This window comes from Mesobacillus jeotgali (assembly GCF_002874535.1).
Taxonomy (GTDB): domain Bacteria; phylum Bacillota; class Bacilli; order Bacillales; family Cytobacillaceae; genus Mesobacillus; species Mesobacillus jeotgali.
In genome coordinates, this window is sequence record NZ_CP025025.1 from 2,492,935 (window position 1) to 2,518,039 (window position 25,105).

At 42.6% G+C, this 25,105-nt stretch carries 21 protein-coding genes; 4 read left to right on the top strand and 17 right to left on the bottom strand.

The window, feature by feature from the left end:
• The first annotated feature begins 75 nt into the window (after positions 1-75).
• Positions 76-912 (top strand): CsxC family protein, encoded by an 837-nt coding sequence (locus CD004_RS12600; protein WP_102263090.1) that lies wholly within the window; start codon positions 76-78, stop codon positions 910-912.
• Positions 913-954: 42 nt separating this feature from the next.
• On the opposite strand, the gene CD004_RS12605 is transcribed toward CD004_RS12600, so the two are convergent.
• The 3 genes from CD004_RS12605 to CD004_RS12615 all read right to left on the bottom strand — a co-directional run bounded on the left by CD004_RS12605 (position 955) and on the right by CD004_RS12615 (position 4,039).
• Positions 955-1,944, bottom strand: coding sequence for a hypothetical protein (locus CD004_RS12605; protein ID WP_158651554.1), 990 nt, complete (start codon positions 1,942-1,944; stop codon positions 955-957).
• A gap of 222 nt (positions 1,945-2,166) precedes the next feature.
• Positions 2,167-2,946 (bottom strand): CsxC family protein, encoded by a 780-nt coding sequence (locus tag CD004_RS12610; RefSeq protein WP_102263092.1) that lies wholly within the window; start codon positions 2,944-2,946, stop codon positions 2,167-2,169.
• A gap of 310 nt (positions 2,947-3,256) precedes the next feature.
• The gene (locus tag CD004_RS12615) at positions 3,257-4,039 is read right to left on the bottom strand and encodes a CsxC family protein (RefSeq protein ID WP_102263093.1); all 783 of its coding nucleotides are present in this window, start codon (positions 4,037-4,039) and stop codon (positions 3,257-3,259) included.
• 201 nt (positions 4,040-4,240) lie between these two features.
• Here CD004_RS12615 and CD004_RS12620 point away from each other — a divergent pair, with 201 nt between their 5' ends.
• Complete coding sequence (locus tag CD004_RS12620) at positions 4,241-5,431, top strand: ParM/StbA family protein (protein WP_102263094.1); 1,191 nt, start codon at positions 4,241-4,243, stop codon at positions 5,429-5,431.
• A 5-nt stretch (positions 5,432-5,436) separates the two neighbouring features.
• Positions 5,437-5,811, top strand: a complete 375-nt coding sequence (locus CD004_RS12625) for a hypothetical protein (protein WP_102263095.1) — start codon at positions 5,437-5,439, stop codon at positions 5,809-5,811.
• A gap of 265 nt (positions 5,812-6,076) precedes the next feature.
• Here CD004_RS12625 and CD004_RS12630 read toward each other — a convergent pair whose 3' ends face one another.
• From CD004_RS12630 to pdxR, 13 genes are all read right to left on the bottom strand, one after another.
• Positions 6,077-6,304 carry a hypothetical protein gene (locus tag CD004_RS12630; protein ID WP_102263096.1) on the bottom strand — a complete coding sequence of 76 codons (228 nt, stop codon included), beginning with the start codon at positions 6,302-6,304 and terminating at the stop codon, positions 6,077-6,079.
• Between the two features lie 17 nt (positions 6,305-6,321).
• On the bottom strand, positions 6,322-6,732 hold the full coding sequence (locus tag CD004_RS12635) for a hypothetical protein (protein ID WP_102263097.1): 411 nt from the start codon (positions 6,730-6,732) through the stop codon (positions 6,322-6,324).
• Between the two features lie 104 nt (positions 6,733-6,836).
• A complete protein-coding gene (gene glsA, locus CD004_RS12640; RefSeq protein ID WP_102263098.1) occupies positions 6,837-7,763 on the bottom strand; it encodes a glutaminase A in 927 nt (308 codons plus the stop codon).
• A gap of 122 nt (positions 7,764-7,885) precedes the next feature.
• A complete protein-coding gene (locus CD004_RS12645) occupies positions 7,886-9,562 on the bottom strand; it encodes an ABC1 kinase family protein (RefSeq protein WP_102263099.1) in 1,677 nt (558 codons plus the stop codon).
• A 14-nt stretch (positions 9,563-9,576) separates the two neighbouring features.
• A complete protein-coding gene (locus tag CD004_RS12650) occupies positions 9,577-9,960 on the bottom strand; it encodes a phasin family protein (protein ID WP_102263100.1) in 384 nt (127 codons plus the stop codon).
• Positions 9,961-10,170: 210 nt separating this feature from the next.
• Positions 10,171-11,436 carry a LysM peptidoglycan-binding domain-containing protein gene (locus tag CD004_RS12655; protein WP_102263101.1) on the bottom strand — a complete coding sequence of 422 codons (1,266 nt, stop codon included), beginning with the start codon at positions 11,434-11,436 and terminating at the stop codon, positions 10,171-10,173.
• A gap of 266 nt (positions 11,437-11,702) precedes the next feature.
• Positions 11,703-14,279 (bottom strand): helicase-related protein, encoded by a 2,577-nt coding sequence (locus tag CD004_RS12660; protein WP_102263102.1) that lies wholly within the window; start codon positions 14,277-14,279, stop codon positions 11,703-11,705.
• A gap of 169 nt (positions 14,280-14,448) precedes the next feature.
• On the bottom strand, positions 14,449-14,829 hold the full coding sequence (locus CD004_RS12665; protein ID WP_102263103.1) for a hypothetical protein: 381 nt from the start codon (positions 14,827-14,829) through the stop codon (positions 14,449-14,451).
• 179 nt (positions 14,830-15,008) lie between these two features.
• Positions 15,009-17,681, bottom strand: coding sequence for a pyruvate, phosphate dikinase (gene ppdK / locus CD004_RS12670; RefSeq protein ID WP_102263104.1), 2,673 nt, complete (start codon positions 17,679-17,681; stop codon positions 15,009-15,011).
• Positions 17,681-18,499, bottom strand: a complete 819-nt coding sequence (locus CD004_RS12675) for a pyruvate, water dikinase regulatory protein (protein ID WP_102263105.1) — start codon at positions 18,497-18,499, stop codon at positions 17,681-17,683. Before CD004_RS12675 ends, ppdK begins: the two co-directional genes overlap by 1 nt.
• Before the next feature lie 14 nt (positions 18,500-18,513).
• Complete coding sequence (locus CD004_RS12680; protein ID WP_102265093.1) at positions 18,514-19,161, bottom strand: transcriptional regulator CcpN; 648 nt, start codon at positions 19,159-19,161, stop codon at positions 18,514-18,516.
• A 1,271-nt stretch (positions 19,162-20,432) separates the two neighbouring features.
• The gene (locus CD004_RS12685; RefSeq protein WP_102263106.1) at positions 20,433-21,188 is read right to left on the bottom strand and encodes an exodeoxyribonuclease III; all 756 of its coding nucleotides are present in this window, start codon (positions 21,186-21,188) and stop codon (positions 20,433-20,435) included.
• Positions 21,189-21,247: 59 nt separating this feature from the next.
• A complete protein-coding gene (pdxR, locus tag CD004_RS12690) occupies positions 21,248-22,657 on the bottom strand; it encodes a MocR-like pyridoxine biosynthesis transcription factor PdxR (RefSeq protein ID WP_102263107.1) in 1,410 nt (469 codons plus the stop codon).
• A gap of 137 nt (positions 22,658-22,794) precedes the next feature.
• Between pdxR and CD004_RS12695 the strand changes: the two genes are divergently transcribed.
• Positions 22,795-23,688 (top strand): DMT family transporter, encoded by an 894-nt coding sequence (locus tag CD004_RS12695; RefSeq protein WP_102263108.1) that lies wholly within the window; start codon positions 22,795-22,797, stop codon positions 23,686-23,688.
• Here the strand turns inward: CD004_RS12695 and CD004_RS12700 are convergent.
• Complete coding sequence (locus CD004_RS12700; protein ID WP_102263109.1) at positions 23,671-25,056, bottom strand: FAD-binding domain-containing protein; 1,386 nt, start codon at positions 25,054-25,056, stop codon at positions 23,671-23,673. The two genes, CD004_RS12695 and CD004_RS12700, sit on opposite strands and share 18 nt — an antisense overlap.
• Between the last annotated feature and the right edge of the window lie 49 nt (positions 25,057-25,105).

A 25,105-nucleotide genomic window follows, 5' to 3' on the forward strand; every position in this document is an offset into this window, starting at 1 on the left:
AGTAAGTCAAAAGAAAGAAACGAAAACAATCTGTTTCTTACTGCTTTTGATTATAATAAAAAAGGAGTGAAAAAAATGAAGAGAAATACAGGTTGCAACTCGCACCATGGCTGCCCGCCAAAGCTTTCTTGTGATAAAGCAAAAACGATTCGGGTAGATTGCGATAGTGATTCCTTCTATCCATATGGCAACAAACTCAAATACCCAGTCGCAGACATCAATGTAGCTCTGGCCGAAGTAGAACTACAAGTTGAAGTTGAATCTGACATCGAGCTGCCAACTGCAGCACGTGAAATTAAGCATATGCGCAGGAACGTTTCCCTGACTCAATGCAAGGCGATCCGTTCTGCAATGGATTACAAAAAGGTAAAACTCTATATTTCTGGTGTTGTTCATAAAAATATCCAGTATGTAGAACAATGCAGTGGCGTGCTGAAGGACTACAGTGTAGATGTACCATTTACTTGCAGTGAAGCTGTCCATGTCTTCAACTATCCTGATTACGAACATTTAAGCCAGAAGAACACGGTCTATGAAAGAAGGTTCATTGATAAAAAAGGCCACGGAGCTGACGAGTGCACCTCTGGAGCCTTTACGTATGAATACTATAATGAGCCAATTGAATGCAAACTTCTTGCTTCTTTCGTCAACGACCTAGACCTTTACAAGGATTTTGACAACTGGGGCAGATTCAGCCGCATCACGGAAAAGATGGAGGTTGGTTTATTCTTCAAATTGCTTCAGAAGCAGCAGGTTGATTTAGACCATTCCCATGGATACAAAGATAAAGAAGAGTCTTCTTCATCTTCATCATCGTCATCATCCTCTTGGGAAGCAGACTATAAAATGGAGCACGAGCCAAAAAATATGAAGCACAGAATGGATGCCTTAATGAAACGCCATGAAGGCTAATACCAAAGCAAGGGTGTCTCACCTGAGGCACCCTGTTTTCCTTTATAGCGAAAGCAGCTTTTGTAAATCCAGGCATTGTGTTTGAAACAGCTCCATTTTCAGCCTTGCCGTACCCTGGATCATTACTCTGTCGTTTTGGATGAATTGTTCATTCCACACACAATGCAAACTCGATAGACTGAAATCCACTTTTTCTACTAAACTCTCACTATATTCACGGGTATATCCTTCTTCCCTACCAAGATTTGAAGTGAATAAATATTCCTTGCTGTCTTTGGCAGAAAGTTCGGGCTGATGAACCCATTTTACCGGGATGATTTTCTTCCATGGGATGTGTATCTTGAGTGAATGCATCGGCCCATTATCGTCAGTACTTACATAATCAATATTCAGTAGAAGCGTTCCTTTGGTGAATAAGTTGGCTGATGGCAGCAATACCTCAGCATCAATCGAATGAAGGGAGCACTCTACATTAGAAACTGTGGAAATTGGCCTTGAGAGACTGAATGTATCAAAGATGTCAATTTCGAGATCCACATCTGCCAGATGTAAAGGAAGCCTCACCTTCGCCTTTTCTGTCTTAGTTTTTTTCCCACTGTATGCGGCTGTAGCTAATTTCATAGGTTCCGAGGAAGATTCAGATGATTCATATTGATAATCCGCTGATTCATCATGGTTTTCATAATAATGAGGTTCATCACCTGACTCATCTATGGCTGATACCTCTTCATAAAGGAAACTGCTGGACTCCTCCATCATTATTTCACTAGAGGATTCCTCGTAGTCTTCCTGGACTTCCTCTTCTACATGATCCTCTATGCCACCAACGTCTTCTTTCAGTTCACTTGACTCTTCCTCAACCTCATCTATTGTAAATTGTCTTCTTGAAGCAGAAAGCTTTTCTTCGACACTATTAATAACAGGAGGAGCGAGGATCAATGGCTTGCCTGAACTCTTTCCTTTTGGCCGGAACCTGCTTTCATTTAAATTCCCGCCTAGCTCTTTATCGATTTCCTCAAAAACTTTTTCCATTTCCGGGGCACGTTCAGACACTCTGGGCTCTACAGAATTATTTCTCCAATTCCCCTGGAAAAGATTCATTTCATGAAACGTTCTATTTGTTTTTTCCATCTTGAATGGAAGGGTCTGCTTTTATTGCAACCTATCCCTACCCTCCTTTTTTTATAGGGGTAAAAACATAAAGGGGCATATACTATTGGTGCCTAGTATAATACCCCGCCTTTTATCTAATATTTATTCTGATTCGTCATAGCAATCTGGATCATTTGTTGCTGATGAAACGCGGATTTGTTGATTTTGAAGTACGCGGACAGTGAAATCAATGACCATTTTTTCTTCGATTGTCTGGAAATATCCTTCATCGATCGGTGAAGAAGTAGGAAGCGGCTGTCGGTCAATCGCTTCATCCCATTCAATGATTTGACTTGATACTAATTCACAGAAAGGGAGCTCGTTATAGTGCTGTGAGCTTTCCTGATGAAATTGGCTCAAGTCGCTTGTCAGCAATTCATCTTTTTCCGGAAATCCTGTTGACAAAGGTTTTGACACGAAAAAGTCGAATTCCTTACGGTTGTTTACTTGAGGCAATACAGGCTTTGAAAGGAAGTCCTTCACTTCTGTCACTACCTGGAAAGGAATATCTACTGTATAAGAGTGAAGATCGGAAGCTACAGATGATGATGATGAAGCTTCAATTTCCTGGCTCGGACTTGCATATTGAATATTCTTCCTTACAAACCCTTTGATGAACAATTTATTTGTCGGTAAAAGCAGTCTGCATTGAGTCAATTTTATTCTCTTTTTGATATCCTTAATTTCAAGTACTGGCTCTGGAAAGTTAATCAACGTATCCAGATTCACGTGCAGGGTCAGTTCCGCAAGAACGACAGGAACTTTGGTAACCAACTTTCCCAGGCTTACATGTGGATGGTGGTGCCGAGGTGAGCATTCAAAATGATCAGTTGAAGGCTTACACTCAAAGTCAGGCTTTTTATTTTTATCTAATTCAAACATACATGGCTCCTCCTTATAACTCCTTAGAGTGAAGATGCTTTATCCTATGCACTTTGATTTTCTGGGTCTAGGCATTTGCCCTTATACAATTACAAAATTCGGGGCAAGTACCCAATGACATCCCTTTATATCCCTGGGAATGTACATGTTAAATTACATTATAAAAAAATTTTTGAAGGTTTAAGTCTTCTTATATTACTTGCAAAAACATCATCAAATGAATATGTATAAGTACATAGAAAAAGACGATATCAGTTGATACCTGATATCGTCTTGGTCCTTTTTTCTTTCTGAAGATCACAGATTAGAATTAGTCTGCGATAATCCTTACTTGCTGGTTTTGAATTACTCTAACCCGGAATTCCAATAATGACTTTTCAACCATATTATAGAATACTCCTTCTTCGAATGGAGCATTATGATGCAGGGGATGACGGTCAATCGCTTCATCATATTGGACGATTCGGCTATCAATCAGCTCACAGTAAGGAAATTGATTATAAAATTGGTCGCTTACCTGGTGGAACTGGGATAGGTCGCTAGACAGGAGTCGGTCTTTTTCAGGAAAACCAGTGCCTAATTTCTGAGCTCTGAAGAAATCGAATTCAAAGCGCGAATTAAATTCCGGAAGGACTGGTGGCCTATCAAAATCTCCTGCTGCAATTGTAGTTACGCAATCGAATGGAACGTCAACGGTTAGTGAGCGCATATCAGATGCCACACAATCACCGCTTGTTTTTGGGCAAGGTGTTGCATATTGGATATTCTTGCGGATATATCCTTTAATGAAAAGTGGAATGTCAGTAATCAGATTTCCCATATCATCAAGCTCAGCCCCACCAAGCAGCAATGTGCACTGGACAATCTTAACCCTCTTTTTAATATCCTTAATTTCTAAAACTGGATCTGGGAAATGAATATTAGCATCAAGATTGCTTGTAACACGCACTTCAGTAAGAGTTACTGGCAAATTAACGAGTGCTGGTCCTGCAGCTATATTGCCTGATAACGCCTGAACGTTAGCACACTCAGCCTTAGAGGCAGACTTATTTATGCTAACACATTTGTGGTTACCATGTTTATCATTAGTCATTTTTTTTCCTCCTTTAAAATTTCTTGTACAATTTATCCTATTCATGCTAGTTTTTTTGGACTAGATGAATGAATCAGCACAAATGCGGATTTTTTCAGTTTTTCAAGATTTCCATTCTTTCAATTCTTCACTTCCATTAAAATTAGGTACTTGCACAATTGAACATGCCTTTTGCATAGGATTCAAAAGGAGGAGGATAAAATGAACAATTATAATTATTTTGCAGTCGACATAGGCAACAGCTGGTATAAAGTTCTAGCCTCTGATCATGGGGAGCTAAGGGACTATCAAATGCCAAACGCCATCGCATTGTATGATGATGAGTTTTACGAAAAGCCCTATGACGAGGAAGATATTGATCTTGAGGAGAATTTGATCGTAGAGATAAAAAGCCCGGCGATTACAAATAAAAGAGAAATTTTTTATGCTGGAAAAGCGGCTGCCAAGCAAAGAAATGTCAGCCTGACAGCAAGCAATAATCAAAAAGCTGATGAAGACCGCACATATATCCTTCTATTTGCCGCGGCTGCCTACCATGCTTCAATCATTAATCCAAATGACATCGAATTAAATTATTGTATTGACCAATTAGCTGTATCTCTTCCAACCACGCAATATAAGGAGAGGAAAGAAATACTCAAGCAGCGCTTGATTGGTAACCATACCATCACACTCCATAAAGTGCCAGGAATTCCGGAGCCGAAAGAACTGATTGTCAAGCTTGAAATCAAGGATGTGATTGTCGGCGCGGAAGGAGCCTGTGCCTATTTAGGATTAATTCGGGATGTTGATACACTGACAATTAAGGATGATAACCTGGTGAAGGATTCTAAGAAAGGTATCATCATTGGCGACCTAGGCGGTGATTCAGTAGATTTCGTTGGGATCAAGAACAGTAAGCCTGTAGCCTCAGTTGAAGGCGACCATTTTGGAATCAATTTGTTCTTGGATACGATCATTAAAAAAGTCAGTAAGAATGAATTATACACTTTCGACTCAAGGTCAGAGCTTGAAGAAAAACTTTTTGCTGGGCAATCAGAATGGTACGTCGAACCCTTTGCCGGTGTCAGAAAGGATATTAGCAAGTATGTGATCCCTCAATTGAGGATCATGGCTATAAAGTATCTTGAGCACTTTGACCGCGCAAGGAGCAGTTCCAGTGAAATCAAAGGAGCATCCCGTTATATCGCTGTTGGCGGTGCAGCAAAACTCGCCCAGACACAAATACAGGAAGCTGCCGTAAGATGGGCTGATAAGGGACGCCCAATTGAGCTGACTTTTCCAGAAAACCTGGAAAAATTGAACGTCTTCGGACTCATGATTTTGGCAAAAATGAACCAACTTAAGAAACAACATGAGAATACCGAGGAACTAATTTCCATTGAAGGATGATCGGTATGTCAAACACCTATACGGATTATGTAAATAAGATCGCGATAACTATCCCTGAACGATATATTGATGTTAAGACTGGTGAGTCGTACACGGTTTCACCAAAAATAGTGGACCAAATCGAATATCATGCCGATAACAGTTCACTGAGCCATCTTGTTCTGTCCGCTCTCCATCATTACCTAAATCCCAAGCCCGTATTGAATGGTGGCTCTGCTGAAATCCTTCAGCAGCTTGCTGACATTCGAGCGATGCTTGAAAATGGAACCTACTTCATCCAGCCACCTATAAAGGAAAGAACCATGAAAGAACAAACAGAGGCCGCAAAATTACTCAATATGAAGGAAGTTGAGGATATCCTTGAAGCGTTCGGGGGCTAGTACAAAAAGCGCAAGCGCCTCGTTTAGCCCTGACTAGCGCTGGAGGGCCTGACAGTGAAGTCGTTCTTTGACTTCATTGGCAGGACTGAAGCGACTCGAGGGGCTAGGCGCTGAAGCTGGATTAAGAAAACCTTATGTAAGTTCCACAATTAAATGATTTTATAATTCCTTATCTAACAAATAACTAAGGACGGTACTAATGTACACGTCCTTCACTTTTGTATTTTGGCCTTTTGAATCTATCTTCATAGTAAAATCAGTTTCTTTATTTAAGTACGTTTGAAATAATCGAGAGTAGTTTTGGGTAGTGGCGGATGAAGAATTCATGATCTGAGGTTACGGCTTTATTATAGAAATCCATCATTTGAAAGGCCGCTTGTTTTTTGTAGAGAGCTGGAATGTGGAAAAAATCTATGATTGGGGAATAGGTGCCATCTCCTGCAGGAAGAAGATATCCTATAAGCAAATCGCTTTCCTCTGGCTGATGATACATTTCATTATATACTCCGACTAACCCAGCTTCATGCGAATTACATCATTAACAACTAGCACTCTTTCTCCTAAGATTTCCTCAGTGTAATAAACCCCTGGCATTGCACTTTTCCATTCACTGATGAGAGTGTGCACTTTGGGTTTCATTCTGCTTTTATAACGGGGAGACTCCAGATATAACTCAAAAATAGTCTTATTTTCATGGCCCAGTCTGAAGCGGTGGGAAAACACAGCCCATGAAATAAAGTGAGGTACCAGTGAAGTGGCAATCTCTTCAGAAACCTGTTCTGTTCCTATAAAATCATCAACTAATCCAAGTAAATATGCACCATAGTAATCACTGCTGAAATTGAATATTTCTCCAATCTCTTCAAAAGCCAAATCTTTTATTTTCTCTTGAATTGAGATTACCTTATGTTCAACAGTCATATTTTTCTCCTTTCAATTATAATGAATCACCTCCTTATCATATCAAGAATATAAATACACCCGCAGGTAATGTTTGTCTGAATTTTTACATTTTTAACCCATCTTTAAAACATGCTCATCTTATACTTTGCAGACATGCTTTCCAGCAGCTTGATCCCACCAATGCTGTTCCCTTTCTCATCAAGGGCTGGCCCTAAAATTCCAATTCCAAATCTGTTTGGGACTGACCCCATAATTCCGCCTGATACACCACTTTTAGCAGGAATTCCTACCCTGACAGCAAATTCTCCCGAAGCATTGTACATACCACAGGTAACCATGAACGTTTTACATAAGCGAGCCACATGGGCAGGTATCATTCGTCTGTTAGTAACAGGCTCCAAACCATCCATTGCGAACACACAGCCAATTCGGGCGAGATCCAGGCAATCCATTTCAATCGCGCATTGCTTCGTATACACCTTCAACAATTCTTCAACATCCTCATCAATAACCCCGTGCTGCTTCAAAAAATAGCATAATGCCCTGTTAAGATCTGAAGTTTCATATTCAGACTCAGCAACTTCATCTGAATAACCAATGGAAGAATTACCTGCCAGTTCCTGGATGAACGAGAGAATTCGTTCAAATCGTTCATCCGCATCCTTCCCCTTGATCATATGAGTAACTGCAAGTGCGCCTGCATTAATCATTGGATTCAACGGTTTCGAAGGACTGAATTCCAGCTTGACAATTGAATTGAATGGATCACCAGTTGGCTCATAACCCACTTTGTCAAAAACGGCTTCTTCTCCGTAATCTATTAGGGCAAGTGCAAGTGTCAATACTTTTGAAACACTTTGCAAAGTTAGCTTCTGATGGATGTCTCCGGCTGAAACACAAGTTCCGTCATCATGAAAAATAGCGACGGACAACTCCTCAGGATTCGCTTTCGCCAAAGCTGGAATGTAGTCTGCAACCTTCCCGCCGCCAGTGTATTTTTTTGCATCTTGTACAAGTTCATTTAATTCATCAGTAGTTCTGCAAGGCATATTTAACTCCTCCGAATCATTAATTCTTAACATTTACCTACTCACATACCTCTTAGCCATCTTTTCCATAGAAAAAGGGCAATGGTATGAACATTGCCTAACTTTACGAATAGAGCCTTAGGTTAAAAGCGTCCCGATTTCAATATAGAATATATTATCCATAAAAACATTCCGAATGCAATGATGAACCCTATTTCAATTGCCGGTACGCTTGTCAGTATAGTATTATTGCCAAATGTTGCTCCCACAATCAGACCGAGAACAACAATACTGAAGGCAAGCAGTGTCAAACTGAAGGAAACCTGGTTGCTGATCCGGTCGAATTTATGAAGGATCCGATTGATTTCCGATAAGCTAATTTCAAATTTCAAATCCCCTTTGGAAGCCTGATTCAAAACATTCTCAACCTGATTAGGTATATTGGTAAATGTATCAGATAAGTCCTCGGCTTTATTCCAAAGCCTTTTGCCCATTTTAATCGGATCATACCTCTCCCTCATAATCTGTTCACCATAAGGCTTGGCCAACTCAATCATATCCAGGCCAGGGTCAATTTCAGAGATGATGCCTTCAATCGTGATCAACGCTTTCCCCATCATCGTCATTTCCTTCGGCAGGATGATCCGATGTTCCTGTGCCGCAGCAAACAACTCCTTGACCGTCAAGCCTAAACTTAGACCTTCTTTTGACGACCTTTCAACCGTTTTCCTGATTCCATCTACTCGGTCATAAAAATGCTGTTCATCAATATCAGAAGGAACATAGGCCATCCTGAAAATAGACCTGACAATCTGATGGGTGTCTTCCTGCATGATTCCCATCATCATTGATGCAGAATCATATCTCAAGCTTGCTGACAGACGACCCACTTGCCCAAAGTCTATGAAAATCAGCTGTTGAGTTTCTGTATTATAAAGGATATTGCCAGGATGCGGGTCACCGTGAAAAAAACCTTCTTTTAAAATTTGGGTTATGAATGCACTTACCAATAAATCCGCTATCCTCCGTTTTTCCTCATTTTCAATAACAATAGTATTCAGTTCGTTGAGCTTGATACCTTCGACCTTTTCCATGGTGAGAATCTGTGGAGTTGAGTATTCAGGAAAGATAATTGGCACTTTTATAGATTCGCAATCTTCAAACTGCATTTGGACCATATCCGTATTCCGGGCTTCCTCTGTGTAATCAAGCTCCCTGCGGATTGATTCAGACAGCTCTTCAACCATATCAGTGATATTGTAATATTGAGCCCAATCATATCGCTGCTCAATCAATCTCGCAATATCCCTTAAAATTTCAAGGTCTGTATGGACAGTATGCTTAATGCCAGGGCGCTGGACCTTCACCATGACAGACTCCCCAGTTGACAGTACCGCTTCATGAACCTGTCCAATCGACGCTGCTGCTACATAATCCTCATTAAAATAGGTGAAGACTTCCTCGACAGGCCTGCCAAACTCGTGGTGAAGCTTTTCTTTTATTCCATCAACAGGCACTGGGGGAACCTGGTCCTGAAGGAGTTCCAGTTCTTTAACTATCTCTTCAGGAAGCATATCACTTCTGATGCTGAGGAGCTGGCCAAGCTTTATAAAAGCGGGACCCAATTCCTCCAGCATGCACCTTATACGGTAGCCAGCTTCCTTTGTATTCCCGTTTTTCACGTCTGCAGCGATCCGGTCCTTCATAGACAGGACATGGAACAGCCCGACCTCTTCCAACACATAGCCAAAACCATACTTAACAAAGGCTGATGCGATCTCTCTGTATCTATTTAAACGTCTCATTCGGTCCGTCAACATTCCATCACCCGCTGCTAATCAATGTCTTTTGAAAATCCAGGAGGAACATTCTCCATTCCATTTTCAACCTGATCAATATCCTTATTCAATCCGCTGTTTCGCAGTTGTGCAATTTCTTTTTGCAATATCACGAGCCGTGCCTTGACAGTGTCTAATTCTTCCCTTGTTACAAATCCAAGATCTGATAGCTGTTTCCTCGCCATCTCTCTGAATTCTCCATTCCATTCCTCACTCTTCGATTCACCTTTTTTAAAAAAGTCGTCGAAGATGGTGTCTGCTTCAGCCTGGGTCATATTCCCTTTCTCAACCAGGTTCATAATGGTTTCATCTACTTTCTCCTTACCGGCAACCGCTGCTCCCAGTCCGAGCATAAAACCGCTCTTCAGAAAATTATTCATCTATGATCCTCCTCTTATATAAATCAATTTACTTATCAATACCCCAAAATAGCTGGCAATTACCCTATAAAGTAAAAAAAGCACCTGTTCTTATTTCTGAACAAGCACTTTTGCCAAACTGGATTCCCTGGTATTCAGGTAACCTTTAGAAGTTCAAATACATTAATTTTGTACTACTAATCCTGCTGTGGTTCAATCATTCAGTTCAAATCACAGTTTGATCACGTCCACTTTGTCCAAATAAGACCAATTTTGCGGAGCCTTGAAGCTAAGCTGCCAATAGGTTGCGCCATTAAGCTGATATAGATCGATTAATCTGTACTTTTCAATGTAGCTTCGAATATCTTCAAACCAGACGATATGCTCTTCGGTGCCTTTCCAATACCTAAACCACGGTGACCTGGCTGCAGTATCAAACTGGATGACCGCACCAGTAGAAATAGCAAGGTTTTGTGCGTCCAGCACGGAGAGTGCTCGATATTGATTAGTCGAGACGACTTTATCATGTCCGTAAAGCGGAAGACCGATTTGCAATTTCTCACGGGGAATCAATGTTAGCGAATACCTGACAACGAGTGCGATCCACCATAAAGGAGAAACAGGATCAGGTGGACCTCCAGGGTAACCGTAATCAATTGTCATGACGGCCACAATGTCAGCAATCTCCCCTATCGTTTTATAATCATACGCTCCGATTATTGGATTTGTCGGAATATCTTCTGTCTTTGCATGGACATTTACATGTAAAATCAGATTTCCCATCGCTGCCTTCAGTTCACGGAGGAAAGTATTGAAATCTTCCCTCTGCGGCGGCGGGATGAATTCCAGGTCGACACTTATGCCGCCATAGCCTCTTTGATTTGCTAAATCCACAAGACTGGCAACAAGGTTCTTTCGATAAGTCGAAGAAGCCAGTACATTGCCTGCAAGTTCTTTGCTGAATCCAGATGCCGTGGTGTTTTGAATTAATAATAAGGGGATGACATTCAATTCTTTGCTTTTACGAACAATAGGGGCATCATTACCCACCACATAGGCATATCCTTCTGCTGTAAAGGTAAAGGCCGCAACAGCAATGAATGTAAGATTAGGGGCCATTCTTTCGAAATCAGTTAGAAAGGTTTGAGAGGCGCCAGGTACGATGAATCCAAGTGTAGAAAACCGTGGCTTAACTGGTGAAGGAATATTAATGTTCTGGCCAATATACAATCTGTTGGGATCCAGTCCCGGATTTGCACTGACAATGTTGCTGACACTCGTCCTGAATTGTAAAGCAAGCCTCCATAATGTATCGCCAGCCTTGATTTGATAATAGCGAGTAATTGGCTGTTGATCTGGAACATAGAGTGCCAGCCCAGGAATGATTAAGCTAGCGGAAGGAAGTCCATTGACATCGACAATACTTTGGATCGATACACCATATGTTCTGGCGATTGCCCAAAGGTTCTCTCCTGGCCTAACTACGTGGACAGCCATCTGATCACACCTTTTTATTTTTTCCTTCTATAATCATATGGCGATTGAGCTGTTATATACTTCTGTCGTAAGAAAAGCGCAAGCGCCTTGTTCAGCCCCGACAAGCGCTGGAGGGCCGATCAGTGAAGTCGTTCTTTGACTTCATTGGGCGGACCGAAGCGACTCGAGGGGCTAGGCGCTGGAGCTGGACACTAATAGAAGTGTAATACTTTCATATAAAATTAAAAGAAGCGGGGTTTCCTAATGAAAGCCCCGCTTACAGCTGATTACCTCCAGCGATCTCTGTTATCCACCCTTTTTCTGTTTCTAGCTGAATAGCAGGAATCACAAATCTGGTATGGGGAATCAACATGGATCCCTTTTCCGCAATGCCTGCACTTCTTTTTATAATTTTTCACTTCTGACTTTAAAAATTCATGAACATCGTCGCTTAAGCCTGTACGAACTCTTTCCCAGTAAACAGCCTCAGTTTTTCTTCCTAGCTTATATAAAAACAGCAAATGCAGACCGATTGCTTTATAAGAAAGCTCCAGTTCCTCCAAGGAGGCAGTTTTGACCGGAGGCTCGGGAAGTTCTGCATCTTCGACAATTGCTCTGATCGTTTGAAGCCATTGTTCAATAAGGGCAGGTTCTTTTGATGAAAAAGGCAGGTGAAGAAATCCATATAGCTCCATCATTGGCAGTCTCGCTTCAATTTCAGTATCCCTGATGTACTCATAAAGCTCTCTTTCCTCTGAAAGCGAAGCTTTGTTCGTCCCTTTAGGGCTCTCGAACTTATCCCATAATTCAAAGAAAACAGCAAGTGAGCGGTGGTATTTTTGGAACCTTTCAAAAATACCAGATGTTGGAGCAATGGAAAACGTCTCTACAGGCCTGTCTTCTTTCTCAAGAAGCTTTGTCATCAAGTTGATGTCTGAGGTGAACGCTACACGGCCGACGTTGTAAATTCCTTTTCTGCCGGCACGCCCCGCTATTTGCTTTATCTCCTGGGAAGTAAGCCTTCTTCTCCTCGTACCATCGAATTTTTCATTTTCCAAAAAGACGATTCTCCTGATTGGCAAATTCAGACCCATGCCAATAGCATCGGTCGCTACTACCACACTTGTTTCTCCTTTGATGAATCGGTCGATTTGCTTTTTCCTAGTTTCGGGCGGCATGCTTCCATAAATCATGCTCACCAGGCGTCCGTTGTTCTGTAGTTTCGATGCATTTTCAAGCACTTGTTTTCGTGAGAAGCAAACAAGTGCATCGCCTTTCTTGGTATCCTTCAGGCTGAACTCTTTATTCTCTACCTGGAGAGGTATATCACGAGTGTATTCATAAATTTCCGCCACCCCACCATCCAGCAGGCCCATCATCATTTCCTTGATATTCATGCTCCCGATAATATGGACTTCCTCTGCGTTTGCTTTTGTGATGGCTTTAAACCAGGAAAACCCTCTGTCCTTATCAGCGATCATCTGTGATTCATCAATGACGACAACTTCATAAAAGTCCTTTTCATGGAACATTTCAACTGTGCAGGATATATGGTTTGCTCCTTCCACAGGCTTTTCTTCCTCGCCTGTTTTGAGAGAACAAGGAACTCCCTCAGCGTTGAGCTTTTCATAAACCTCAAGTGCCAGGAGACGAAGAGGAGCCAAATACAAGCCCGTTCTTGCATCCTTCATTCTTTCCAGAGCATGGTAGGTCTTTCCTGTATTTGTTTCGCCTATGTGCAGAATATATCTAACATTTCTTCTTAGTGATGGATTGTATTCCCTGCCGAAAATGTCCTCAAGCATGCGAGCTTCTTCTTCCCTTTTCCGTTCAAGTTCAGCCAGCTCCTCTGCCTTTCTCCGTTCTCTCTCTGCAAGGTCGCTCTCATAGATTGCACGATGCGCCCGTTCTTCAAACTCCATGTCAGCTAGAGCCAATAGGTCTGTTACATACTCTTCCTGAAGCTTGAAAAGAAAACCATCTAAATAGACATCAGTTAAGTCATTAATGATTCTTTTTGTCTCGGCGACTGAAAGCTTGTCCTCGAAAACTTCCTCATATTCGCTGAGGATTTGCTGGTCAAGCTGTTTCATTACCTCCTCAGCAGCTATCCGAGTAAAATACTTTAAAACACTGTTCTCAAAATGATACTGGTAGGTCTCATACTCAAAATAAAACCGTCCCCAGCTAGCTGTTTGATGGACCTGCCCCGTCAATTCATCAAAAAAGTCAGCCATCGTCCTGTAATCATCTGGGTTGAAAGAGCCAATAACGGTCAACCTTTCTTCCAGCATGTATGTGTCAATATCCTCGTACTTCTGATTGTCATTTAAAATCTTCTTTATTTCCTTTGCCATCTCATGCCGAATTTTTAGATATGCCGACTCCTGGAAGTCACTAAAAACCTTTTGGGCAACCTGGTAAATCTTTTCCTTTATTCCTGCCTTTTTCTCAAGGAGCCGGTCTTCCTGAGCTTTTTTAAGGAACCTCTTTCTAGCACGGTTATAATGTTCATCCCAGTTGTGTTTATCGATTGCAGACTTGACCCACTCTCTTGTATTGAATGGTTGATAGTCTCTCATTTCATTCCTGAAAAGCTTATTGATTAACTTTCGGTCGACACCTTCTACAACATATCCCCGCTCACTCAAAAAAGCCTTTTTCTCACGCTTTGAAAAATCATTTGTAGACTTTGTCAGCCACACATTCAGCCAGATCTGGCTAATGTAAGTGCTTCTTTTATCGAGATACTCCTGAAATTCCGGAAGAGTTTCCAGTTCACCAAGAAAATTCTCGATATCATCCATTATCTTAGTTTTTGTGTTCTCCACTGCCTGCTGATGGATCAATTCAATTTGTTTCATATCTGAACCCCTTAAAATCTGTAAAATATATGCTAAAAGAAAAGCGCCAAAAATGAATATCGGCTGAAAGCTGCAAAAGTTACAAAAAGAACCTAAATAAAAGGCCGCACAATGAGATGTGCGCGCCCTTCCATTTAGGATTCTTCTTACAATCAGTGGAACGGCTTGACTAAGCGTTCTTCACCTTTAACTTTTTCATGACTTCGGTCAAGACCTTTTTGTCGTCCTTTGTTACACTTTTAGGTTTAATCGGTGATGCTGGTTTAATTTTATCGATGTTATCAACACTTATAATCTCCAAGTAAAACGGAGTAGTTTCCCGATTACCCTTCAGATATCCCTTTAGAATTTTCATTTTTTCAGAGGTACCTGTAAAAGCACCTTGATAATCCCATTCTATTTCGTTTTTATATCTCGAATCCATTTTTTCTTTTAAAGCAAACGCTTCTGATAAGGCATCCTCCGGCGTCATAAAATAGGATTGTGTTCTCCTTAACCCCTTTTTTTTGCTGCCATCGCCCGCTTTTGCCTGATAAAGTTTTACTAACATTTCCCTCATCCTCTCTGGTTTGGTCTCACGCCTTCTCATGGTAAGTGGAAACACCAGAAGACCCGAGGAATTTCGTATATAGATAGTATACCCTTTTTTCCATCAGTTACCTATTAATAAGGAAATAAATGATACTTAAAAACAAAGGAGCGTGCTTCATTACACGCTCCAGTTAAAAGTTATTTAGCAATTACAGCTTCTTTTTCATTGTTTCTCTCGTGACGGATTGTTGCCTGAGCAGCAGCCAGTCTCGCAAGTGGAACACGGTATGGTGAGCAGCTTACATAATCAAGCCCTGCATTGTAACAGAATTCAATCGAGCTCTTTTCGCCGCCGTGCTCTCCGCAAATTCCGGTCTTTAGGCCAGGCTTAGTCTTGCGGCCAAGTTCCACACCAGTCTCAACCAACTTGCCTACTCCCTCACGATCAAGTACTGCAAACGGATTTTCAGGAAGGACCTTTTGTTCAATATATGCCTGAAGGAACTTTCCTTCAGCATCGTCGCGGCTGTATCCGAAAGTAGTCTGTGTCAGGTCATTCGTACCAAATGAGAAGAAGTCTGCTTCCTCGGCAATTTGGTCTGCAGTCAAAGCAGCACGTGGTATCTCAATCATTGTACCCACTGTATATTCAAAATGCTTGCCCGTTTCTTCTTTAATACTTTGCGCAGCCGCGTTTACCAGTTCACGCATTTCCTTTAACTCATTGACATGACCGACTAGAGGAATCATGATTTCAGGCTGTGCATCGATACCCTTATCAGCCAAGTTCGCTACAGCATAGAAAATTGCTCTTGCCTGCATTTCATAAATTTCCGGATGAATCATGCCAAGTCGGCAGCCACGGTGGCCAAGCATCGGATTAAATTCGTCCAATTGGCGTACTTTCTTAAGTAACGCTTCCTTTTCCTTAAGCTCTTTCGATTCTGGGTCCTGGATTTGCAATTTGGTGATCTCGACAATAAGTTCTTCTTTATCAGGCAAGAACTCATGTAAAGGCGGATCCAGTAAACGAATTGTTACAGGGAGCCCCTGCATCACTTCAAGGATTCCTTCGAAGTCTTCTCGCTGCATCGGCAATAGTTCATCCAATGCCGCGTTCCGTTCCTCAAACGTTTCAGCCAGGATCATTTTCTGGACAATCGGCACCCTTGCTGCGTCCATGAACATATGTTCAGTACGGCATAGACCAATACCGCCTGCACCGAATTCCAGGGCCTTGGCAGAATCCTCAGGATTATCTGCGTTTGCGCGGACTCCAATTTTACGCTCTTCATCTGCCCATGCAAGCAATAGCTGGAACTCCTTAGAAAGCTCAGGTTCGATCATTGGGATTTCACCAAGCATAATCTCACCGGTTCCACCATCAATTGTAATAATATCACTATGTTTTACTACCACTTCGCCAACACGGAACTGCTTTTCATGAAGATCAATTTTCATTGCTTCACAGCCACATATACATGCTTTCCCCATACCGCGCGCTACTACAGCTGCGTGGCTTGTCATACCACCTCGACTCGTAACGACAGCCTGTGCCGCAATGATTCCATGGATATCATCTGGAGTTGTTTCCGGTCGGACAAGAATGACCTTTTGGCCATCATTTGCAAGCAGTTCTGCCTCATCTGCATCAAATACTACCTTCCCGGTAGCGGCTCCCGGAGAAGCAGGCAGCCCCTTTGCCAGCTGATTGCGCTCGAAATTTTCATCAATGCGGCGATGCAGAAGCTGATCCAGTTGTTCTGGGTCCACTCGAAGCAAGGCAGCCTTTTTATCGATAATTCCTTCCTTGACTAATTCCGTAGCAATGCGGATTGCTGCTTGAGCAGTACACTTCCCAGTACGAGTCTGAAGGATGAACAACTCTCCGCGTTCTACTGTGAATTCAATATCCTGCATATCCTCGTAATGCTGTTCAAGACGATTGCAAGTATCTACGAATTGCTGGTAAACGGCAGGCATTTCATCTTTTAGGGTTTGGATTGGCTGAGGTGTCCTGATGCCAGCAACGACATCTTCCCCTTGTGCATTGATCAAGTACTCACCATAAAGGATACTCTCCCCAGTGGATGGGTCACGAGTAAATGCAACACCAGTTCCGGAATCATCACCCATGTTTCCGAATACCATGCTCTGGATATTGACAGCAGTTCCCAGGTGTGAAGGAATTTTATTCAAGCGGCGGTAAACAATCGCACGCTGGTTATTCCAGGAATCAAATACAGCGTTGATGGAAAGGAATAACTGTTCCTTTGGATCCTGCGGGAAAGGCTTTCTAGTATGTTTGGTCACGATATTCTTATAGCCCTGGATGACTTCCTTCCAATCCTCGGCATTCATTTCCGGATCAGATGCATAACCTTTTGCTTCTCTCGTTTCTTCTAGCAGGCGTTCAAAGAAGAACACATCAACGTCAAGGACGACATCACTGAACATTTGGATGAAGCGGCGGTATGAATCATAGGCAAACCTTGGGTTGTTTGTAAGCTTTGCCATTCCCTCAACTGTTTCATCATTCATGCCGAGGTTCAAGATCGTGTCCATCATTCCAGGCATGGAGAATACTGCACCCGACCGCACTGATACAAGCAATGGGTTCTCAGGGTTTCCTAGCTTCTTTCCAGTTTTCTCTTCAAGCTCACCTAGTGCCTCGAGTACCTGCGCCTGCACTTCTGCCGGAATCGTTTTGCCAGCGTCATAATATGCATTACATGCTTCCGTAGAAATCGTGAATCCGAAAGGTACAGGGAGGCCGATACGTGTCATTTCCGCGAGGTTCGCTCCTTTACCTCCCAGAATTTCTTTCATTCCACTATTTCCTTCATTAAAAAGATAAACAAATTTAGACATCAGCCAAAACTCCTCTCACTTTTTAAAATATCGAGTATCAATCCTGCCGTTTCTTCAATCGCCTTATTGGAAACATTGATAACAGGGCAGCCAACACGTTTCATGATCTTCTCTGCATAATCAAGCTCTTCCAGGATTCGTTCATAGCTTGCATAATTTGCCCTGGCACCAAGCCCTAGTGCTTTTAATCTTTCAGTCCTGATTTCGTTAAGCTTATCTGGCGAGATGATCAATCCGACACATTTACTCCTCGGTATCTGGAACAATTCATCTGGCGGTTTTACCTCAGGAACAATTGGTACATTTGCTACTTTGTAACGCTTGTGTGCAAGGTACATCGATAATGGTGTTTTTGAAGTCCGTGAAACGCCTACCAGTACGATATCCGCTCTTAAAATGCCACGTGGGTCTCTGCCATCGTCATATTTGACGGCAAATTCAATTGCTTCAATCTTACGAAAGTACTCATCATCTAGCTTTCGCATCATTCCCGGTCGATGGTTCGGCTCCTTATTGAACTTCTTTTCAAAGGCATTCATCAGAGGATTCAGCAAATCAACCGCATAAATCCCTTCCTCATGAGCCCTTTTGTCAAGATAAGCCTTGAGTGCTGGGACGACGATGGTATAGGCGATTATTGAATGCCCTTGCTTCGCAACCAAGATAACATCTTCAATGTCTTCTTCGTCCTCAACATATGAATTTCTTTTGATATCAACCTGGCCCCCGTTAAACTGGGTTGCCACAGCCTTAACTACAAATTCCGCCGTTTCCCCGACTGAATCGGATACCACGTACACAACTTCCTTCATATCCAAAATGCGCTCACTTCCTAGACAGATTTTTGCTCTGCGATTTCTAGATAAACCTTCGTAATGGTTGTTTTGGTTATTCGTCCGATAACTTCATATGATTCGGGTTTATGCTTGAGTTCCCGGACGACAGGGAGAGAATCTATTCTATTTGTTACAAGCTTTTTGGCAGCCTGGACCAATGTTTCTTCAGGGTTCACCGTAATAATGTTTGGCATCCTCGTCATGATGACGCTTACAGGAAGATCCTCCAGATTCTTATTTCCGATAGCAGCTCTTAACAGGTCTTTCCTTGAAATGACCCCAGCCAGGCAACTTTCAGAATCAACAGCATACAGCGTCCCTACGTCTTCCAGGAACATCTGGACAATCGCATCATAAACAGAAGATGATTTTTGAACGACAATCGGATGGCCCTTATAGTCATTGACTTTAAGATTAAGAAATTCCGTCGGTTCAAACAATCTCTCCCTATCCTTATTGAAAAAATAGCCGACTCTGGGCCTGGCCTCGAGGCTGCCCGCCATCGTCAGGATCGCTAAGTCCGGACGGAGAGTTGCCCGTGTCAGCTTCAGCTTTTCGGCAATCTGTTCACCAGTTATCGGGCCATCCTCCTTGACAATTTGAACGATTTCTTCCTGCCGTTTTGTTAGTTTAATAGAACTCACCACCAACTTACCCCCAATAATTAATATGTAACATTATCAAGGATTTTTTTAATGTGTTATCCTTATTAATTTATAGTATATAACATTTAGTTAAAAATCAAAAGAAAAGGTTTTGATAATTCTTTGAATATATTAAAACGGCTGAGTTTTATGGTGTTGAACAGACTATTTTTTTATGAAATATGTCATACTGTTCCTCATATTTAAAGGTTGTTTGTATTAACAGACCATTTTTTTGGATTGCTATTAGGGATAGTGGCGAAAGATTTGTTCGCTCCTAGTGATACTTCTGACAGCTTTGAACCAAATCAGCGAATAGCTGTCCGAACCCTGGGCTACTTCGGACAGCTTTGAACCAAATCAGCGAAAAGCTGTCCGAACTTGGGGTTACTTCGGACAGCTTTGAATCAAATCAGCGAATAGCTGTCCGAACCCGGGGCTACTTCTGACAGCTTTGAAGCAAATCGGCGAATAGCTGTCCGAACCCGGGGCTACTTCTGACAGCTTTGAAGCAAATCGGCGAATAGCTGTCCGAACCCGGGGCTACTTCGGACAGCTTTGAATCAAACCAGCGAATAGCTGTCCGAACCCGGGGCTACTTCGGACAGCTTTGAACCAAATCGGCGAATAGCTGTCCGAACCCGGGGCTACTTCGGACAGCTTTGAACCAAATCGGCGAATAGCTGTCCGAACCCGGGGCTACTTCGGACAGCTTTGAATCAAACCAGCGAATAGCTGTCCGAACCCGGGGCTACTTCGGACAGCTTTGAACCAAATCGGCGAATAGCTGTCCGAACCCGGGGCTACTTCGGACAGCTTTGAACCAAACCAGCGAAAAGCTGTCCGAACCCGGGGCTACTTCTGACAGCTTTGAACCAAACCAGCGAATAGCTGTCCGAACCCGGGGCTACTTCGGACAGCTTTAGAGCAAATCGGCGAATAGCTGTCCGAACCCGGGGCTACTTCTGACAGCTTTGAAGCAAATCGGCGAATAGCTGTCCGAACCCGGGGCTACTTCGGACAGCTTTGAACCAAATCAGCGAAAAGCTGTCCGAACTTGGGGTTACTTCTAACAGCTTTGAATCAAATCAGCGAATAGCTGTCCGAACCCGGGGCTACTTCGGACAGCTTTGAACCAAATCAGCGAAAAGCTGTCCGAACTTGGGGTTACTTCTAACAGCTTTGAATCAAATCAGCGAATAGCTGTTCCAAACACTGAAAAGTGGACATAAAAAAATCCCCTGAGCACTGTTCAGGGGATCCATTCACTTCTATAGACTTAGTTCAAGCGTGACGGGGCAGTGATCACTACCCATCACAAAGCATTCTGCTCCTGCTTCTTTGATTGCAGGTGCCAATTTTTCTGAAACAATGAAATAATCGATACGCCATCCAATGTTCTTTTCTCTTACTTTATTCATGTAAGACCACCAGGTGTACACATCCTTAACCTCAGGATGCAGGTGACGGAACGAATCAACGAAGCCACTGTCGAGAAGTTCTGTCATCTTCCCTCGTTCCTCATCCGTAAATCCAGAATTTCCACGGTTTGGTTTTGGGTTTTTCAAATCGATCTCATTGTGGGCGACATTCAAATCGCCGCAAAGGATTACAGGCTTAGTCTTGTCTAATTCAAACAAGTACTCTCTGAGCTTGTCTTCCCAGGATAGGCGGTATCCGAGGCGCGCCAGATCACGCTGAGAGTTTGGGGTGTAAACATTGACCAGATAAAACTCTTCATACTCTACAGTGATTGCCCTGCCCTCATGATCATGTTCAGTTGATCCAATCCCGTACTTAACAGATAGAGGCTCTTTTTTCGAAAAAACAGCAGTTCCGGAATAGCCTTTCTTTTCTGCGTAATTCCAGAACTGATGGTACCCTTCCAGCTCAAGGGTGATCTGTCCTTCCTGCAGTTTCGTTTCCTGTATACAAAAAAGGTCTGCGTCCGCTTCTTTAAAGAAATCTAAAAATCCTTTACGAGCACAAGCCCTTATGCCATTCACATTCCATGATACTAATTTCATAATTCCTTATTCTCCTTGATGTTTTTTCATACTTAGTTAAAAACTCATATTCTTCTATTCTAGCAGTCTTCAATCAGCGATTCTAATATGGCGATTCCCTTTTGAATTTCCTCAACCGGAGCATTCGCGAACGAAAGCCTGTAATGCTGCATTTTTTTGGTTGAATATATCCGACCTGGATTGATCAACACACCATTCGCAAGAGCTTTCCTGTACAAATCAGGCAACGAGATATCCGGATTCATTTTTACCCAAATGAAAAATCCGCCAGCAGGCCTGTCCCATTCAGCAAAAGTGCTCAAGTGTTTTTCCAGTGCTTCCAATGCGGCATTTCTTCGTACCATAAGCTGTTTTCTTACCTTCGATAAATGCTTCTCATACAATCCGCTGGATAACCATTCTGCGGCGACACGTTGCGATAAAGAGCTTGAACCGTAGTCGGTCTGCATTTTCAGGTCAGCCAGCCTTTCAATGACCGCTTCCGGACCGGCAATCCACCCGATTCTCAATCCAGGATTCAGGCTCTTCGACAGGCTGCCAAGATATAAAACATTTCCGTGCCTGTCATGTGATTTAATGGGAGGCGGCGGAGGAGAGTCCAGCCATAGATCGCCGTACACATCGTCCTCGATGATCGGAAGCTGTACACTCTCTGCCAGTTTAAGCAGTTGCTGCCTTCGTTTACCTCCCATAAGAGTACCTGTAGGATTATGGAAATTTGGATGGCAGTATAACACCGAGTTCTTACTGTGATGCGATGCCTCTATCATCTCAGGGATGATGCCTTCCTTGTCCATCGGGATTCCATGGAGTTTCATGCCTGCAGACTGGAAGGTGGATAAAGAATATAAATAAGATGGACTCTCGAGAAAAACAGTTGACTCACTTTTTAATAACCCAATCGAAATGAGGTGCAAAGCCTGTAAAGCACCCGAAACGACTAAAATAGAAGAAGCATGGACCATGATTCCTTTTTGATTAAGGTATTTAGCAATCGCTTCCCGCAATAGTGGATTTCCTTTTGGATCTTCATAGCCAAACGGCTCCAGTTCCTGTCCAACCTTAGTTAAAACATTTCTCATTTCTTCCAGTGGGAATAAATCCTTTGATAGTTCTCCTTTACTCAGCTGAATCAAATTTTCATCAGCCTCTGCCAGATTTATAGCTTGTACTGTCGACAGGCTTGCCTGATGGGTGCCCAGTCCCACTTGTTCATTCCAATTTACCGGTGGTGCAGACCGCATGAGTGTCCAGGTATTGTTCACGACTATCGTTCCCATTCCTAGCTTTCCCTCTACCAGCCCATCTGCAGCTAATTCATCCAGCGCTGTTACGATTGTGCTTCTGTTCACACCGAATTGCTTTGCAAGATCACGTTGACTAGGGAGCCTGCTGCCAACTGGCCAAATCCCGTTTGTGATCTGCTCTTTTATATAATCGATTATCACTTTGTATTTTGGTGCTTTCATATTCCTGCTCCATTCAAAATTGGTTGGTTTTAATAAACCCTTATTGGTTGGATACATTTTACCAAGACCTAGTTATATTTGAAAGGTAAAACTGACTACAGGGGTAAATTGGATGGTATTTAACAGAGGTGTTTTAAATGAAAATTAGAATGGGAACAGCACACTTGCTTGTTATTTTATTATGGGGATCGGCTTTCGCTGGGATCAGGCATGGTCTCGAAGGATATTCACCAGAGCATTTGTCTTTCTTGAGGCTCTTAATCGGATCATTGGCTCTTGTTTGCTACGCAGCAGTAATAAAAATGAAACTTCCGGAGATGAAAGATTGGCCTGTGATATTTTTATTCGGATTCCTGGGTTTTGCAGTCTATCAAACTGCGCTTAGTTTTGGTGAACTAACTGTCAGCGCAGGTGCTGCCAGCCTGCTTGTTTCAACATCACCAGTTTTTATCGGATTATTAGGGAAGATGTTCTTCCAGGAGCGCACCGGGAAATGGTACTGGTCTGGCGCCTCCATCAGTATAATAGGGATTTTCTTCATTTCTTTTGGTGCTGGTGGGAGTTTTGAGCTTGGTATTGGGGTACTTCTTATACTAATTGCTTCATTATCTGAATCACTTTACTTTGTCTTTCAAAAGAATTATTTAGATAAATATGGGGCTCTTCCGTTCACGGCCTATACGATTTGGGCAGCCACCCTTTTCATGGCTTTCTATTCTCCTGGCATTGTATCTCAGATTACTGAAGCTCCATTAGGAGCAACGATTAGTGCGATTTACCTTGGTCTTTTTCCGACAGTGGTTGCTTACTTTGCTATAGCATATATTACAGCTCAATCCGGAGCCTCTGAAGCAACAAGTTCCTTATACCTTACTCCTGCTGCTTCTTTCCTTATCGCCTGGATATGGCTGGGAGAAGCACCGGCGATCCTGACAATAGCAGGTGGTGTGATTACCCTTATTGGAGTCTCCCTTACCTACTTCAAAGGGAAGAATGAAATGGCAGGATCCTCTTTAAATATCAAAGGATAGCTGCTCCGTTTCCCCTTCCTCTTTTTTTCGGCCGGGCTTTCCTTCGTTCCTTATAGCCTGGTATTGAAGCCTGGCATTTTTATACGCCTTATTCACATCGACCATAGGTGCTTCATAGCCAAGCTGATAAAAAGCAGGATAAAGCCATGGTTCGTGAATGTATTCGTCCGGAAGCTTGCTTAACTCAGGGATATATCGGCGAATGAAGGTGCCATCTGGATCAAGCTGCCTGCCTACCTTAACAGGGTCAATGATTTTCATCCTCCCTATCATACCCGCTTGTTGCTGAATATAGAAATCATGCACAGCTGGTTCGTAGTCTAAATACAACTCTGCCAGGGCAGCGGATGGCTTCTTCTCATCCAACAATAAAGTATTAGCAATAAAAGAGGTAACCATGGCACGCAACGAAAAGTTCATCCATCCCGTTTTTTCCAGACTCCTCATTGCTGCATCAATAATTGGGATTCCCGTCCTTCCCTGAAGCCAGCGCTGGAACCAATCTTCATTCCAGTCCGTTTTGATTCCCCTTACACCTGCCATTTGTTGATGTTGCATTTTCATACAGCAAATTTTGACCCTGGCAGTAAGCTTTGATAAAAACTCTGCAAGCTGTATTTTATCTTCCTCCAGCTCACATGCTTGCAATTTTTCGTCAGCTTTCTGATAAATGTACCGGACTGATATGTTCCCCCATGTTATATAAGCAGAAAGCCTTGAGGATGAAAGCGAGGATGGCAGCGGCTTTTGCTGGTTTTCGATGTAGTTTGCGAATCTGCCTTCGAGGAAAGAATCCAGCGTTTCAATTGCCTTCATTTCTCCCCCTTGCTGCCCAAAGCGGATTTTAGATCCCTTGACTCTGAAATTATTAAGCTTTTTAAAATCAGCGAACAGAAAATCCGGTGTTTTTGACGGTACATCAATCCTGTTTGGCACTTCAGCTATCGGTTCTTTTAAATAAGAGTTCAAACGATTATTTAAAAGCTTTACTGAGATATTTTCAAGGTCCGGACCAAAAGAAAAAAGAAGCTGCTGATTTTGCTGCGCCCACTCCTTAATTTTTTCCATTAACCTGCTATCATTGTGCGCAAATAAATTTATAGAATCATAAGTGTCCAGCAATTTGTCCAAAACTGTCTCAATCTTACCTATTGCTAGAAAGAGTTCCCCCCCCTTTTCCTCAATACCCTTTGACAACTCCTCCAGACTTTCAACAACAAATTGAAAATGGCGGGCTGAAAGCGGCGTTCCCTTCCATTGTGAAGGCTCAACTACATACACCGGCAATACCTCTCCCGCCCTGGCTGCTTCAGTCAAAGGCTGATGATCGGAAATACGCAAATCATTATTGAATAAGACGATGTTCATTCGAATCACTCCGCTATTTACTCTTTTTCACTCTCGAAGCTGGAAAAAT

What these genes read in the sequence shown, in the direction of transcription:
- CD004_RS12600 (WP_102263090.1), top strand. Translation starts at nt 76, where the DNA reads ATGAAGAGAAATACAGGTTGCAACTCGCACCATGGCTGCCCGCCAAAG.
- CD004_RS12605 (WP_158651554.1), bottom strand. Translation starts at nt 1,944, where the DNA reads ATGGAAAAAGTTTTTGAGGAAATCGATAAAGAGCTAGGCGGGAATTTA.
- CD004_RS12610 (WP_102263092.1), bottom strand. Translation starts at nt 2,946, where the DNA reads ATGTTTGAATTAGATAAAAATAAAAAGCCTGACTTTGAGTGTAAGCCT.
- CD004_RS12615 (WP_102263093.1), bottom strand. Translation starts at nt 4,039, where the DNA reads ATGACTAATGATAAACATGGTAACCACAAATGTGTTAGCATAAATAAG.
- CD004_RS12620 (WP_102263094.1), top strand. Translation starts at nt 4,241, where the DNA reads ATGAACAATTATAATTATTTTGCAGTCGACATAGGCAACAGCTGGTAT.
- CD004_RS12625 (WP_102263095.1), top strand. Translation starts at nt 5,437, where the DNA reads ATGTCAAACACCTATACGGATTATGTAAATAAGATCGCGATAACTATC.
- CD004_RS12630 (WP_102263096.1), bottom strand. Translation starts at nt 6,304, where the DNA reads ATGTATCATCAGCCAGAGGAAAGCGATTTGCTTATAGGATATCTTCTT.
- CD004_RS12635 (WP_102263097.1), bottom strand. Translation starts at nt 6,732, where the DNA reads ATGACTGTTGAACATAAGGTAATCTCAATTCAAGAGAAAATAAAAGAT.
- glsA (WP_102263098.1), bottom strand. Translation starts at nt 7,763, where the DNA reads ATGCCTTGCAGAACTACTGATGAATTAAATGAACTTGTACAAGATGCA.
- CD004_RS12645 (WP_102263099.1), bottom strand. Translation starts at nt 9,562, where the DNA reads ATGTTGACGGACCGAATGAGACGTTTAAATAGATACAGAGAGATCGCA.
- CD004_RS12650 (WP_102263100.1), bottom strand. Translation starts at nt 9,960, where the DNA reads ATGAATAATTTTCTGAAGAGCGGTTTTATGCTCGGACTGGGAGCAGCG.
- CD004_RS12655 (WP_102263101.1), bottom strand. Translation starts at nt 11,436, where the DNA reads ATGGCTGTCCACGTAGTTAGGCCAGGAGAGAACCTTTGGGCAATCGCC.
- CD004_RS12660 (WP_102263102.1), bottom strand. Translation starts at nt 14,279, where the DNA reads ATGAAACAAATTGAATTGATCCATCAGCAGGCAGTGGAGAACACAAAA.
- CD004_RS12665 (WP_102263103.1), bottom strand. Translation starts at nt 14,829, where the DNA reads ATGTTAGTAAAACTTTATCAGGCAAAAGCGGGCGATGGCAGCAAAAAA.
- ppdK (WP_102263104.1), bottom strand. Translation starts at nt 17,681, where the DNA reads ATGTCTAAATTTGTTTATCTTTTTAATGAAGGAAATAGTGGAATGAAA.
- CD004_RS12685 (WP_102263106.1), bottom strand. Translation starts at nt 21,188, where the DNA reads ATGAAATTAGTATCATGGAATGTGAATGGCATAAGGGCTTGTGCTCGT.
- pdxR (WP_102263107.1), bottom strand. Translation starts at nt 22,657, where the DNA reads ATGAAAGCACCAAAATACAAAGTGATAATCGATTATATAAAAGAGCAG.
- CD004_RS12695 (WP_102263108.1), top strand. Translation starts at nt 22,795, where the DNA reads ATGAAAATTAGAATGGGAACAGCACACTTGCTTGTTATTTTATTATGG.
- CD004_RS12700 (WP_102263109.1), bottom strand. Translation starts at nt 25,056, where the DNA reads ATGAACATCGTCTTATTCAATAATGATTTGCGTATTTCCGATCATCAG.